Consider the following 15,121-nt stretch of genomic DNA (forward strand, 5'->3'; position numbering starts at 1 on the left):
ATTTAATTTGAGAGGATAGTAATAAATATGAATGGATATATAAATTTGGATAATTCGATTGATTTTGTGGAAAAATATCAAATTAAAAATCAAGATGTACAAAATTTCACAAGTATAATTATATTAACTTATAATCAGCTAGAGTATACTAAACTGTGTATAGCAAGTATAAAAAAGTTCACATATGAAAATTCATATGAGATTATTGTTGTTGATAATAATTCAACAGATGGAACTGTGGAATGGTTAAAAAAACAAAATGACTTAAAAATCATATTCAATAATGAGAACAAAGGGTTTCCAAAAGGGTGTAATCAAGGAATTAAGATATCTAGTGGTAGAAATATAATTCTTTTAAATAATGATGTTATAGTAACTCCAAACTGGCTTTATAACTTGGATAAGGCATTATGGAGTAACAAAGATATAGGAGCAGTTGGAGCAGTTACTAATAATTGTTCATATTATCAAGAAATAAAAGTGGACTATAATTCTATAGAAGAATTAATTGAATTTTCAAGTAAATTTAATCAAGATAATGAGAACTATTGGGAGTATAGAATTAAGCTAGTTGGATTTTGTATGGCTATAAAAAAAGAAGTCCTAGATAAGGTTGGTCTATTAGATGAAATTTTTTCGCCAGGTAATTTTGAGGATGATGATATATGCTTTAGAATGATACAAAATGGATATAAATTAATTCTGTGTAAAGATACTTTTGTTCATCATTTTGGAAGTACTTCATTTAAAGAAGATATATGGAGATACAATGAAATATTAAACAACAATAGAGAGAAGTTTAGGGAAAAATGGAAATTTAGTGTTGAATATAGTAATAATATTAGATTTGATTTAATTGATATGATAGAAGAAGAAAAAAACAAAGAACTACATATATTGGAAGTAGGATGTGGGACAGGCGCAACACTTTTAGAACTAAAGAATCAATATAAAAATGCCAAAGTATATGGTATAGAATTATGTGAAAGCCCTGCTAAAATAGCGCAAAATATAACCAATGTATTAATTGATAATATAGAAACAATAAAAATTCCGTATAAGAAAAAATATTTTGATTATATAATTTTAGGAGATGTATTAGAACATTTAAATAATCCATGGGATGTGCTGCGTTCGTTTAGAGATTACATGAAAAAAGATGGCAATATAATTGCAAGTATTCCTAATATAATGCATGTAAGTGTGTTAAGAGAATTAATTTGTGGAAATTTCACATATGCTGAATGGGGAATTTTAGATAAAACACATTTAAGATTTTTTACATTAAGTGAAATTCAAAAACTATTTTCTGGAAACAATTATGATATAAATAGTGTATCTGCATCTATAGTTGGATTAACAGAGGAAGATGAAAAACTTATCGATTGTCTGTGTTCAATGTCAGGTGAAAATATGAGGGATCAGTATCAAGCGTATCAGTATAAAATAAAAGCAACATATGCTGTAGATCTAAATAGAGTTTATGAAGATAGTGATTTGATAGATTTAAAATACAGACTGATAAGAATTGACAACGAGATAGATATAGAAAGTAGTTTAGAGTATATATTTGGCATAGAAAGTAAATATGGCGACGAATTTATTGATTATGCAAGGTTCTTGATTGATGCTAATGTAATAAATAAGAATAAGGTTTTAAATAGAATTGGTGTAGAAGCTTATAATATAGGTTTATATGAATTATGTGTATCTATATTTATGTTGTCACTTGAATTTGATAGAAATGATGTTGACACAATCTACAATATTATTTCAATTTTTAATATTATGGGTGAAAATGAAATAGCAATGGATATACTAGAGAACAGTAATGAATTAATTAAGGGAAATAGTGACATTCAAGAACTGATGTTTTCATTTCAATAGAAGGATTATATAAGAAAAAATTTAGTACAAAAGGAGATTTGTGATAATGAATTATAATATGAGCTTGGATAATAATATGATAAATATTATAAGTGAATATGAATATAATAATGACAAAGTAAATACGAATTTTACAAGTATCATAATTTCAGTTCATAATCATATAGAATATACAAAACTATGTATTGAAAGCATAAGGAAATTCACATCTAAAGGAACTTTTGAAATAATAGTTATTGATAATGCATCAACTGATGGTACAATCAAATGGTTAAAATCGCAAAATGATTTGAAAATAATACAAAACAAAGATTATCCTATAGAAATGTTTACAGGGTATATTAGGGGAATAGAAGCTTCTAAAGGAGAAAGCATATTATTTTTGGAAAATAAAATTGTGGCCACACCGAATTGGTTAGATAATTTAAGCAAAGCTTTATATAGTGACAATAATATAGGTATAGTGTGTGCAGTATCAAATGAAGATTCTATATGTAAAAACATGAATTTAAAATATGACAATATATTAGATATGTTAGATTTTTCTAAATGCTTTAATGTGTCTAATAGTAAACTATGGGATTATAAATTTAGTTTATCTACTAGTTGTTTTTTAATCAAAAAAGAGGTATTGAATCAGATAGGAGAGTTAGATAAATTATTTACTTTGGAGCATTATATATTTCAGGATGTATTTCTGAGAGTAATAGATGAAGGATATAATTTACTTATGTGTAAAGATACATTTGTTCATTGCTTTAATAAAATACTTCACTATAGAGATGATGAGTTAAAATATATTAAAGAGATAAATAATGAAAGATTAAATTCAAAATGGAATTTTTATATGAAGAACAGTTCTAAAAATTATTCGGAAATTATACAGATGATTAAATCACGAAAGAAGGAGTCTATAAATGTATTAGAAATTGGATATGGTTTAGGAGAGGCTCTATTAGAATTAAAAAATATCTATAGGAATGCTAATACTTATAGAACAAAAATTAATATAAATTCTGGAGAACTTGGAGAAATAGTATTTAATAATTTAATGCGAAACACAGAAGGAATCAATCTGAAAAGTATGTATGGATTATTTGATTATATTATATTTCCAAATACATTAAACTGTTTAAGAAACCCATGGGATGTATTAAGAAATATATATGAATATCTAAAAGAGGATGGATATATACTAGTCAGTGTGCCAAATATAATGCATATAAGTGTTATTAAAAAACTTATAAATGGGTCATTTTCATATTCAGATTCTGAAGTTTTAGATAAATCATACTTAAGATTTTTTACATTTAAAGAGATACATAAGTTATTTAAAGAAACAGGCTATGAAATAGTTGAAATATATTATAGTAAAACAGATATGGAAAGTGAAGAATTACAATTGATTGAAAATCTAAGTGATTTACTTACTAAAGATATTAAAGAGGAATACTTTGTAGATAAGTATTTCTTAAAAATACGCAAAAAAAATAAAAAATGTCTAGAGAATGATATAAACAAGTATAAAATGTACATAGATTATATACATAATAAGAACTCTTTTTTATCAGAATATAGTAAAGATATAAGATTAGATTATGAATTTAATAAAATAGATAGTAAACTCATAGCATACTATTTACCCCAATTTCACTTAGATGATAACAATAATGAATGGTGGGGTAGAGGAAGTACAGAATGGGATAATGTATCAAGAGCAATTCCACAATATATTGGACATTACCAGCCAAGATTACCTAAAGATCTTGGATTTTACAGTTTAGAATCTATAGATACATTTAAACGTCAAATACAATTGGCAAAAGGAAGTGGTATTTATGGATTTTCAATATACTATTATTTGAGTGGAGATGTAAAATTACTTAGAAAGCCATTAGATATCCTTTTAAATAATAAAGATTTGAAGATACCTTTTTGTTTATATTGGGCAAATGAAGACTGGACAAGAGGGTATAAAAGTGATAATAAGGAGATATTAGTAAAACAATTAGATACAAAAGAGGATTATAAAAATGCTATTTATGATATGAAAAGATACTTAGAGGATGATAGATATATTGAAATAAATAATAAAAAAGTTATAATGATATACAGACCGTTAAATATTCCTGACCCTATTGAAGTAATTGGTTTTTGGAGGGAATACTGTAAATTAAATAACATTGGGGATATTTACGTAATTGCTACAAAAGAACCTTGGGGTAAAGATAGCTCCTATTATCATCAGTGTGGGTTTGATGCAGCTAACGAATTTAGCCCACATGGAAATATAAGTACTGATTTATCTAAATATAGTATTATAAACAAAGAAATTGATTTTATAAAAGATAATTATGAAGGTAGAGTTTTTGATTATAGAGAATATGTTGAAAAGAGAAACTATATAGACTATGAATGTAACAAAATCTATAAATGTGTTACACCAAGTTGGGATAACACCCCAAGGAAAGCTGAAAAGTCGTGGATATTTGAAGGTTCATCTCCAAAATATTACTACATGTGGCTTAAAGATATTATGACTATGAATAAAAAAAATAGAAACTTAGATGAAGATATAGTTTTTATAAATGCATGGAATGAATGGGGAGAAGGTGCTATACTAGAACCATGTTCTAAATATGGATATGCATATCTTAATTCAACACAAAAAGCTATCAAGGATGTTAGGAGAGAATTCTTTAAATATGAATAATAAGAAAATTTGTTTTATAACAGCAGTTAATAATACATTGTCATATATAGAGTGTCTTTTCTATATAAGTAGACTAAAGAGACCTGAAGGGTTTGAAGTAGAAATAATATCTATAAGAGATGCATCATCTATTGCAAGTGCATATAATAATGCTCAGAGTAAATCTGATGCTATCTATAAAGTATATCTACATCAAGATGTTTTTATAATTAATGAAAATTTTATATATGATATTATGAGTATATTTGAAAGTAATAAATCAGTTGGAATGATTGGAGTTTGTGGTACAAAAAAATTATTTTGTGAAAATTATTGGCAAGTTGGAAAAGTATACGAGTCAAGTGTTACAGGAAAAATGTCATTATTAAGCTATGATGAAGTAGAGCAAGAATATGAAGAAGTGCTTGGTATTGATGGTCTAATAATGATAACTCAATATGATTTGAGATGGCGAGAAGATGTATTTGATGGATGGGATTTTTATGACTTATCTCAAAGTATAGAATTTATAAAAAATAAGTATAAAGTTGTAATACCAAACCAAAAAAAACCGTGGTGTGTGCATGATTCTGGGTTATTATATATTTCAGATGAATACTATAAATATAGAAAAATGTTTATTGATATTTATTCTGAGTTTATTGACACTGATAAAGTATAATAGTTTTTTAATATAAAAGCTATTTAAATTAAGATATGTGGGTTAATTATTCCATTCCCAATAAAATATTTAAACTAATAGATTAAATTTTATTGAGAATGGAATAAATGTTTTTGTTCAAATCTTATAAGATTACATTCAAAAATAAACACTATATCATACATTAAAAATTAAATTATAAAATAAAACAGAATAATATACACAAAAATATATTTAAAAAATTTGTTATTTATTGTATACTTAAGTTAAAACTAAATTGGCAAAACTAGAGAAATTTAGTGACGCAAAGCTATAGGGGCTAAGGTTTGTATATAAACTATGTCAGCCAGTTGCCAAAAAGAGTCCTAAGTATACTGTATATGTAGGATTAGTCGAATTGACTGCCTTTTTGGCGGTCATTTTGTTATGAAAAAATTACTTTATTACAGTAGAAAGTATATATAATAACAAATTTTACCAATTTATAATTTAAAATAAAGATAAAGCATATAAAAAGTGACTATTTTACAAAAAAAGGCAACTTTATAAAGAAATATTTAAATATATATTAAAATTTTTTTATATTTTTACTGGAGTTTACTAAGGGGAAATTTGTTTTCTTACTAAAATGATACATTATTATATTAATGTAATAGAAATGTAATTAATTTGAATAAATAAAGAAGTCATTTTTTGTAATATAGCAACTCTGTTTTTAATTAATAAATAGAGTAGATGAAAATCTTTTAAGGAGGAGTGAGTATGAATACATATGACATTATAAAAATGGGATTAGATGCAACTAATTTAAGAAGTCAGACAATAGCAAATAATATAGCAAATATAAATACTGAAGGTTATAAGAAACACTACGTAACTTTTGAAGAAACATTAAATGATGCAATGCCTAAAATAGAAGAAAAAACAGACAATTCCAAAGGATTAAGAGTGGATGGTAATAATGTAGATATAGAAGAAGAAAAAGTAAATCAAGCAATGACAACGTTACAATACAATGCTTTGATAGGTTTTGCAAATGGTAAAATAGCAATGACCAAATCAATAATAAGTGGGAGGTAATTAGAAGATGAGTGTATTCAGTGGAATGGAGATATCTGCTAGTGGTTTAACAGCAGAAAGCTTGAAAATGGATATCATATCATCTAATGTAGCTAACATAAACGCTACAAGAGGTCCAAATGGGGAAGCATACAGAAGAAAAATTGTTTCCTTTGAAGAAAATTATGATAACAAATTAGGTATGCTAGGAGTAAAAGTCACATCTGTTGAAGATGATAAATCACCTCTTAAAGAAGTATATGACCCATCTCATCCAGATGCAAAGCCAAATGGATACGTAGAATATCCAAATGTAAATATATTGGTTGAAATGACAGATTTAATAACAGCTTCACGAGCATATGAGTCTAATATAGATACATTAAATGCTCAGAAGTCTATGATAGCAAAAGCACTGGAAATAGGAAAGTAGGGATAAATTATGCCAATTACACAAATTAACAATTTAATGCAAGGTGCAAAGTTAGATAATTTAATTGGAGAAACAAAACCATTAAATTTTAATAATAAAGAAGAAAAAAAGAATTTCGAAGATGTAATAATGGATACTATAGATAAAGTCAATTTTCAGCAAGTTACAGCAGATAATATGAAAGAAAAATTTATAAAAGGCGAAGATGTTTCTATGCATGAAGTTATGTTAAAAGGTCAAGAAGCACAACTATCTATGCAATATTTAATAGAAGTTAGAAATAAGATTCATGATGCATATCAAGAAATGAATAAAGTACAAATTTAGCCTTTTGAACAGGAGTAATAATCAATGATAGCCAGTTTTAAAAATAAGATTAAGGAGCAAGTTGCTAAATCTAGGACAAAAATAAGTTCCCTAAAAAAGGGAACTAAGATAGCATTAGGTATAGGGATTGTTGCTATATGTTTAGCGCTAGTATTTACAGCAATATCTGCAAGCAAAAATAAGTATGCAGTCTTATTTTCAGAACTAGATGTTCAAGATGCTGCAGATATATCAGCAGAATTAGAGTCTAGAAAGATAGATACCAAGGTAAAAGGAAGTACAATTTATGTTCCTAGAACAGAAGTTGATAAGTTGAGATTAGAGTTAGCTCCAAGTTTGACAAGTGGTTCTAAAGGATTTGCACTTATGGATGATAGTTCATCAATAGGTCTTACTGATGAAGAGTTTCAAATTAAGAAGCAACGAATGATACAAGGAGAAATAGAAAAAACAATTAAGAGTTTTCCTCAGGTGGAAGATACTAGAGTACATATAACATTTGGTGAGTCTTCTGTATTTGAGAAGGAAGCTGTTCCAGGGAGCGCAGCAGTTTATTTGATGCTAAAGCCAGGGACTACTTTAGAGAAGAATCAAATAAAATCTGTTATGGCACTTGTATCAGGAAGTGTTACAAATATACCAGAGAAAAATGTTCAAGTTATTGATAACAAAATGAACTTATTATCTGAAGGCATCTTAGATAATGAAGAAGTTGATGAAAACAATCAACCGATAAATGGTGCTATTAGTATTGATAAAAATAAGGCATCTGAGCAGGCGCTGAATAAACAATTAGAAAAATCTATTTTAGATATGTTAGAACCAATATTTGGTACAGGAAAAGTAAAAGCTACAGTAAATGCTGATTTGAGTTTTGATACAGCTGAAAAAACTGAAATAAAAATTGACCCTGATAAAGTTGCTATAAAGGAAACAAGGTCAAAAAATTCATCTAAATCTGCTACAAATAATGTCCAAGGTGTAGATGCTAATATGAATAACCAAGGAAATAAAAATGGTACCAATACAGAAGATAGTTTGGATGAGAGTTTTGAATATGAAACAGGTAAGATTGAAACTCACACTATAGTTGCGCCTGGAGAACTTAAAAGATTGACAGCTTCTGTTGCTATAGATGGAAAAATAGCTAAAGGTGTTCAAGCTGATGTGGAAGATATTGTTAATAATGCTATAGGCATGGATGGAGCTAGGGGAGATACTCTTAGCGTTGTTTCAATGGTATTTGACCCTAAAGGTAAGGCAGAAGCTAAACAAGAAATGGAAGATATTAAAAAAGAAGGATTCAAAAACAATATAATAAAAGCAGTTGTTGGAGTAATAGTAGTTGTTGCAGTAGGTGTTATTGGATACTTGATATATAAAAAGAGAAGCGAACAAGAAGATATGGATTATGAAGATGAAGTTTATAGTACTAATTCTAATTCTATTGATAAGAAAGACAATCCTCTATTAGGGGATGACCCAGAATTGACATTAGAGGAAGCTGTTAAAATGTATGCAGAAGAAAAACCAGACCAAGTCACAGAGATAATAAAAACTTGGTTAAACGAGTAAGGGGGATAGAAAGTGTCCGCGGAAATTACAAATGTTAATGCGTTTGATTTAAGTGATATAAGTGAAAATGATAAGAAAGAGAAGGTAGAAGGTGAAGGTTTAAAAAAAGCCGCTGTACTGTTAATGACATTAGGTCCAACTGTGGCTAGTGATATAATAAAAAGTCTACCAGATAAACAAGTTCAAAAAATAGGTTTGGAAATTGCAAATATTTCTTCAATAGCTTCAAAAGAAAGAAGAGAAATATTAAAAGAGTTTGTAGAAATAAATAAAGCGAAAGATTATGTTATAGAAGGCGGGCTTGAATATGCCAAAGAATTGTTAAGTAATGCTCTGGGAAATGCCAAAGCAAGTAAATTACTTGAAGGTATATCAATAGATACAAGTACAAAACCTTTTAAACATATTATAAAACTAGATGTAAAGAAGATATTAGAAATACTTAGAAATGAAAGTGCACAGACTATAGCCATTTTACTTGCACATATGGAACCTGAAAATGGTGCAGAAGTTTTAGCTTATTTAGATTTTGATTTACAAAATGAAGTAGCTATGAGAATAAGTTCAATGGGTTCAATATCTCCAGATGTTATAAGTGTAATTGAAAGCTCATTAGAGGATAAATTACATTCAATAAGTGGTGAAGATTTTAAAGACTATGGAGGAATATCTACATTAGTTCAAATATTACTTAATTCTGATAGAAAAACAGAAAAGAATATTTTAAATACTATTGAAGAAAAAGACCCAGCCTTAGCAGCTCAAATTAAATCTAATATATTTGTATTTGAAGATATTGTCAAGTTAGATGATATAAGCATACAGAAAGTACTGAAAGAAGTAACTATGAAGGATTTAGTATATGCTTTAAAAGGTGTGGATGATGAAATATCAGATGCTATATATAGAAACCAATCTTCTAGAGCAGCAGAAGCACTTAAAGAAGAAATGGAAATGGTTGGTGTCATAAAGGTTACTCAGGTTGAAGGTGCTCAACAAAAAATAGTAAGTATTGTAAGGAAACTTGAAAGAGAAGGTGCCATAACTATTGTAAGGAATTTTGGTGATGACTTTGTCGAATAATAAAATTATTAAAAGTAAAAAAGCATCATATAAAGGAGTGCTGGACTTATCTATAATAGATAAAGCTAGATTGGGAGAATCAAATATAAACGAGGATAATGATTGTAGATTTAGAGATGAAGTAATAAAAGAAGCTATAGAATCTGCTGAGATAAAAAAGAATGAGATATTGGAAGAAGCAAAAATAAACGCACAAAATATAGAAAAGCAAGCATATGAAAAAGGATATAGTCAAGGTCAGAAAAATGGATATGAGGATGGATATAAAGAGTCGTATAATGAGTATACCCAAAAAGCTAAAGATGAAGCAGATTCTATAAGAAATCAGGCAAATTTAATCTTATTACAAGCTAATGAGAAAATGACTGAGTACATAAAAGAAAAAAATAAAGAGATTATAAGACTTGCTATCAATATGGCTAGTTCTGTTCTAAAAAAGCACTTTGAAGATGAAAAATCTATGAGTGATTTGTTAAAGCAAATTATTCAAGATTATGAAGGAAGTAGTTCATTCATAGTAAGATGTAATTCTTTCTATAAAGATAATATAGAGAAAGAGTTTGAATTATTCAAAGAAGAAACATCATTAAAGTCGAGTGTATTTGTTATTGCAGATGATAGTATAGATAAAGGAAATGCTATTATACAAAAGGAAAATGGAAGAATAATAGTTGGTATTGATTGTGCTATGGAAAAACTAAAAGAAGAATTGCTTGGTGAATAAATTATGTATAAAACTGATATATCTATAGATTTTGACAAAATAAATAAGAAAATAGAAAATTTAGAACTCACTATATCAGAAGGTAGAGTTAAGAAGATAATAGGACTTACTGTAGAAGTTGAAGGAATAAAAGCTTTTGTTGGAGAGTTATGTGTTATATATAATCAAGTCAATAAGCCAGTGAATTGTGAGGTAGTAGGATTTAAAGATAAAGAAGTAATATTAATGGCATTAGGAGAGTTAACATTAATATCACCTGGTTGTAAAGTTATTTCTAAGGGGATACCTCTAAGTGTTATGTGTAGTGATAATTTACTAGGTAAAGTACTTGATGGTCTTGGAAATCCTATAGATAACTCAGAAGTTGTTTTAGGAGATAGATACAACTTGAATAATGAACCTCCTGACCCAATGAAGAGAAAAAAGATACGAAATATAATGGAAACAGGTGTAAGAGCAATAGACGCATTTACTACTTGTGGTGAAGGACAGAGAATAGGAATATTTGCAGGAAGTGGAGTAGGTAAGAGTACAACGCTAGGTATGATTGCTAGAAATGCAAAAGCTGATGTGAATGTAATTGCCCTTGTTGGAGAAAGAGGAAGAGAAGTATTAGACTTTATTGATAAAGACTTAGGTGAAGAGGGAATGAAAAAATCTGTTGTTGTATGCGCAACATCAGATAAAGCACCATTAGTTAGACTTAAAGGTGCCCTTACAGCCACTGCAATAGCCGAATACTTTAGAGACCAAGGGAAAAAGGTAATACTTATGATGGATTCTGTGACTAGATTTGCTATGGCGCAAAGAGAAGTAGGAATAGCCATAGGAGAGCCACCAGCACAAAAAGGATATACACCATCTGTATTTGCAATTTTACCAAAACTCATGGAGAGAACAGGGACATCAGATAAAGGCTCTATAACCGCTTTTTATACAGTATTAGTTGATGGAGATGATTTTAATGAGCCAATAGCAGATACTACAAGAGGAATACTTGATGGTCATATAGTTCTATCTAGAGATTTAGCTAACAAGAATCATTATCCTTCTATAGATGTTTTAAATAGTTTAAGTAGACTTATGAATGAAATTGCTTCAAAAGAAGATATAAAAGTAGCATCATTTGCAAGAGATATGCTCTCTGAATATAGAGAAGCAGAAGATTTGATAAATATAGGTGCATATGCTTCAGGTACCAATAAAAAAATAGATGAAGCAATCTATTATCATGAGCATATTATCAATTTTTTAAAACAAGGGATAAATGAAAAGAGTTCTTTTAACGAAACTATAAGTAGTTTGAAAAGAATATTTGAATAAATAACTTAAAAAAATATTTGAATAGGTTGTGATAGAGTTGGATAAGAACTTTAAGTTTAGATTGCAGAAGGTTTTAGACTTAAAAATGAAAGATGAAGAGAAGATAAAAATGGAATTTGCTAAGATTCAACAAAAAAAAATAGATATAGAAAATAATTTAGAAAACCTGGAAAGTAATTATATCAAGTATTCAATAAGTAAAAATAATGATAGTATTCAAAATCAAAAAATAACTATTAACTATTTGTTAGCTTTAAATAACTCTATAAAAGATTTATCAGAGGAATTGGACAAGTCAACAAATGAACTTGAAAAGGCTAGAAAACAACTTATAGATAAGCAGATAGAAAGAAAATCATTAGAAAAACTAAAAGAAAAAAAATATGGCCAATATTATAAAGAAGAAAATTTAAAAGAACAAAAAACTAATGATGAGTTTGCAAGCATGAGTTATTTGAGAAAGAGACAAGTTCTATAAGAAGAGTAGGAAGTGAGGATATTATTGTATGAAGATACAAGCAGATTCTTATAATGTTATCAAAGATATTGGGAGTAAAAAGAGTTCATCCAAGAATAAAGATGTGAAAAATGATAAATTTGAAGATAATCTATATAAGGCAACAGACAATAGGAAAGTTGAAGACAAAAAAGAAACAAGTAATCAAAATATCAGCTCAAATAAATCAGAAGATAGTGATAATGAGTGTCATTCAGATGTAGATAAAAGTAATCACTTAGAGGATGAAAGTACATATGAAAAAGATTGTAGTAAGAATAATGAGATTTTACAACAATTATTGACTCTTTTAAAAAATAATAATGAAAAAGATAAAGATATAAATTCTATATTGAATGGTATGGAAAAACTAAACATATCGGATGAATTGAAACAAGGGCTTAAACTTAATAAAAATATATTGAATAATATTGTAAAGCAAAATGCAGAGTTAAATAAGGCTGACATGAATAACTATAATGATATGCAAAATTTAGACATGATGAAGTTAAGAGAGTTTTTAGATAATAATGTTAATGAAAACTTTGAAGTAATTAGTAAAACTACAGAGGATGATAATAAAAGCATAGATTTATACAACTTTGATAGTAATAGAATGGATAACCTTAATTCAAATAAGAAAAGAGATGATAACTCTGATATTTTGGAAAAACTAGCAGGTATTAATGGAAATAAAAGTGGAAACTTTGGTCAAGTAATAAATAAAAGCATGGATATAAACAAAGTTAAAAATGATAATGTTGACTTAAAACATATAGAATCAAATGTTATGGATGATTCTATCAAAGCTATTAAACATATGAAAACAAATGACATCCAAGAATTAACAATTAGATTAAGGCCAAAAGAATTGGGAGATATGAACATACAATTATTGAAAGATAACGAAAGTATGAAAGCTGTTGTGACTGTTTTTAATAAAGACGTATTTGACTCTATAAATAAAAATATAACAGATTTAAAGCAACATCTTGAACTTACGAATGTAAATATAAAAGATGTATCTGTGCAAATGCATAGTGATAATAGAAGTACATCAGATACTTTTGATAAAGCATTTGAACAACAGAATAGACAAAATAACCAAGAAAATATGAATAAGCAAAATACAAATAATAAGCGTAACAATATGGTCATAGAAGATGAAATTAAAGAAAATATTGATGATGATAGAGTAGATTTATTAGCTTAATAAGGGGGAAATACTGTATGTATGGAGTGGCAACAGCTTTAGCAGGGGTTCAAGGAAACTATAGGTCAAATAACTTGAGCCAACTTGAAAGAAATATTAATGATATTGCTAATAAACAAGTTCGAAGTAAAGGAAATCAGACAGTAACAGATAATGGAACTCCAATTATAGGACAGGGTGATGATGCTGATAAAGACTTGTTTATGAAAATACTTGTAGCACAAATGGGTAATCAAGACCCAATGAATCCACAAGACCCAACAGAGTATGTATCACAATTAGCTCAGTTTGCAACTTTAGAAAAGATGTCAGCTATGAACGACAAGCTAGATATACTCTTAGCTTTAAGTAACTCTACTCTAATAAACTCTGCTTTGAGTATGGCAACGTCATTAATTGGTAAAGAAGTAGAAGTATCCGGAGAAGAGAAGGAAGATGAAAACATTGTAGGTGTAGTAAAGTCTACATATATAAAAGATGGAGAGGTACACTTAGAACTGAAAGTAGATGGTAGTGATAAAACTGTAGATGTTAAATATGAAAAATTACTTAAAATAGGAGAAGTAGATACAACTTCAGGAGAAGAAAATAACCCACCAGAGCAAGAATCTCCTGAACAAGAATAATATTAAATTAGAAAAGAGGTAAATTCATGATAAAAGCGATGTATTCAGGTGTAAGTGGAATGAAAGCAAATCAAACTAAACTAGATGTAATAGGTAACAATGTAGCAAATGCTGGGACTACTGCTTTTAAGAAAAGTTCAGCTAGAATAACAGATTCATTTTATCAAACTGTACTATATGCAAGTGCTCCAACAGCTGCATTAGGGGGAACAAACTTAGGACAAGTAGGTGTAGGTAGTAAGATATCAAGTATAAATAAAGATATGACACAAGGAAATGTACAGCCAACTAATAGACCATCAGATTTAATGATAGATGGAGATGGGTATCTTCCAGTAGTAAGGCAAGGTACAGTTATGTATACAAGAGATGGTTCTTTTAACTTAGATACAGGATTTAAAGCAACAGCTGGACCTCTGAACGGTGTCAAAGGTGGAAGACTTGTAAATGGAGATGGGTATATGTTACAAGGTGAGGTTTATAAGGGTACATATAATGCTACTACTGGTGAATTTACTAAAAATGCTACTGCAGAAGGAAAAGAACCCATTGTAATTCCTCTTCAAAGTATAAGTCCTAAAGATGGTACAGTACAAAATGTACTGGAGTACAATATATCAAAAGATGGAACAGTAGAATTTTTATTGAGTGATGGTCAAAGAACTCAGTTTGTGTATGATATTCCTGACAATTCTGAAGTAGGAAAAGTACCAAATCCTGCAATAGCAACTAATGATGGAAAACTTCAAAAAGTACAAACATATGTATTCCAAAATCCAGCAGGATTAGATGCAGAAGGAGGAAACTTATACAAGCCATCAGCAAACTCAGGAGACCCACAAATAGCAGGAGCTACAGGAACAATAATACAAGGAGCAATAGAAGCTTCCAATGTAGACATAGCAGAAGAATTTACAGAAATGATAATAGCAAGTAGGTCTTTCCAAGCAAACAGTAAAATAATATCTACATCAGATGAGATACTTCAAGAAATAATAAGTCTTAAGAGATAGTAGGTACAT

At 28.5% G+C, this 15,121-nt stretch carries 14 protein-coding genes and 1 riboswitch; all 14 genes read left to right on the top strand.

Features of this window, described 5'->3' with window-relative positions:
- Positions 1-27 precede the first annotated feature (27 nt).
- The 14 genes from IC219_RS13770 (at position 28) to IC219_RS13835 (ending at position 15,112) form a co-directional block, all read left to right on the top strand.
- Positions 28-1,887: a bifunctional glycosyltransferase family 2 protein/class I SAM-dependent methyltransferase gene (locus IC219_RS13770; protein ID WP_227831415.1), complete on the top strand. Its 1,860-nt coding sequence runs from the start codon at positions 28-30 to the stop codon at positions 1,885-1,887.
- 46 nt (positions 1,888-1,933) lie between these two features.
- Positions 1,934-4,600, top strand: a complete 2,667-nt coding sequence (locus IC219_RS13775; protein WP_227831414.1) for a glycoside hydrolase family 99-like domain-containing protein — start codon at positions 1,934-1,936, stop codon at positions 4,598-4,600.
- Positions 4,593-5,261, top strand: coding sequence for a glycosyltransferase family protein (locus IC219_RS13780; protein ID WP_227831413.1), 669 nt, complete (start codon positions 4,593-4,595; stop codon positions 5,259-5,261). The genes IC219_RS13775 and IC219_RS13780 overlap by 8 nt, the downstream gene beginning before the upstream one ends.
- A 248-nt stretch (positions 5,262-5,509) precedes the next feature.
- Positions 5,510-5,598, top strand: a riboswitch (cyclic di-GMP riboswitch).
- Between the two features lie 404 nt (positions 5,599-6,002).
- Positions 6,003-6,320: a flagellar basal body rod protein FlgB gene (gene flgB, locus IC219_RS13785; protein ID WP_227827777.1), complete on the top strand. Its 318-nt coding sequence runs from the start codon at positions 6,003-6,005 to the stop codon at positions 6,318-6,320.
- Between the two features lie 7 nt (positions 6,321-6,327).
- The gene (gene flgC, locus IC219_RS13790; protein WP_038811378.1) at positions 6,328-6,732 is read left to right on the top strand and encodes a flagellar basal body rod protein FlgC; all 405 of its coding nucleotides are present in this window, start codon (positions 6,328-6,330) and stop codon (positions 6,730-6,732) included.
- A 9-nt stretch (positions 6,733-6,741) separates the two neighbouring features.
- A complete protein-coding gene (gene fliE, locus IC219_RS13795; RefSeq protein ID WP_227434668.1) occupies positions 6,742-7,059 on the top strand; it encodes a flagellar hook-basal body complex protein FliE in 318 nt (105 codons plus the stop codon).
- 24 nt (positions 7,060-7,083) lie between these two features.
- Positions 7,084-8,634 (top strand): flagellar basal-body MS-ring/collar protein FliF, encoded by a 1,551-nt coding sequence (gene fliF / locus IC219_RS13800; RefSeq protein WP_227831412.1) that lies wholly within the window; start codon positions 7,084-7,086, stop codon positions 8,632-8,634.
- 12 nt (positions 8,635-8,646) lie between these two features.
- Positions 8,647-9,717, top strand: a complete 1,071-nt coding sequence (fliG, locus tag IC219_RS13805) for a flagellar motor switch protein FliG (protein ID WP_227831411.1) — start codon at positions 8,647-8,649, stop codon at positions 9,715-9,717.
- On the top strand, positions 9,701-10,441 hold the full coding sequence (locus IC219_RS13810) for a FliH/SctL family protein (RefSeq protein ID WP_227483441.1): 741 nt from the start codon (positions 9,701-9,703) through the stop codon (positions 10,439-10,441). The genes fliG and IC219_RS13810 overlap by 17 nt, the downstream gene beginning before the upstream one ends.
- A 3-nt stretch (positions 10,442-10,444) precedes the next feature.
- The gene (gene fliI, locus IC219_RS13815) at positions 10,445-11,764 is read left to right on the top strand and encodes a flagellar protein export ATPase FliI (protein ID WP_227434672.1); all 1,320 of its coding nucleotides are present in this window, start codon (positions 10,445-10,447) and stop codon (positions 11,762-11,764) included.
- 28 nt (positions 11,765-11,792) lie between these two features.
- On the top strand, positions 11,793-12,242 hold the full coding sequence (gene fliJ, locus IC219_RS13820) for a flagellar export protein FliJ (protein ID WP_227483440.1): 450 nt from the start codon (positions 11,793-11,795) through the stop codon (positions 12,240-12,242).
- 28 nt (positions 12,243-12,270) lie between these two features.
- On the top strand, positions 12,271-13,473 hold the full coding sequence (locus IC219_RS13825) for a flagellar hook-length control protein FliK (RefSeq protein WP_227434674.1): 1,203 nt from the start codon (positions 12,271-12,273) through the stop codon (positions 13,471-13,473).
- Between the two features lie 17 nt (positions 13,474-13,490).
- Complete coding sequence (locus IC219_RS13830; RefSeq protein ID WP_227434675.1) at positions 13,491-14,099, top strand: flagellar hook capping FlgD N-terminal domain-containing protein; 609 nt, start codon at positions 13,491-13,493, stop codon at positions 14,097-14,099.
- A 26-nt stretch (positions 14,100-14,125) separates the two neighbouring features.
- Complete coding sequence (locus IC219_RS13835) at positions 14,126-15,112, top strand: flagellar hook-basal body complex protein (RefSeq protein ID WP_227483438.1); 987 nt, start codon at positions 14,126-14,128, stop codon at positions 15,110-15,112.
- Positions 15,113-15,121 lie beyond the last annotated feature (9 nt).

This window comes from Clostridioides sp. ES-W-0018-02 (assembly GCF_020658175.1).
In the GTDB taxonomy this organism is placed as follows: domain Bacteria; phylum Bacillota; class Clostridia; order Peptostreptococcales; family Peptostreptococcaceae; genus Clostridioides.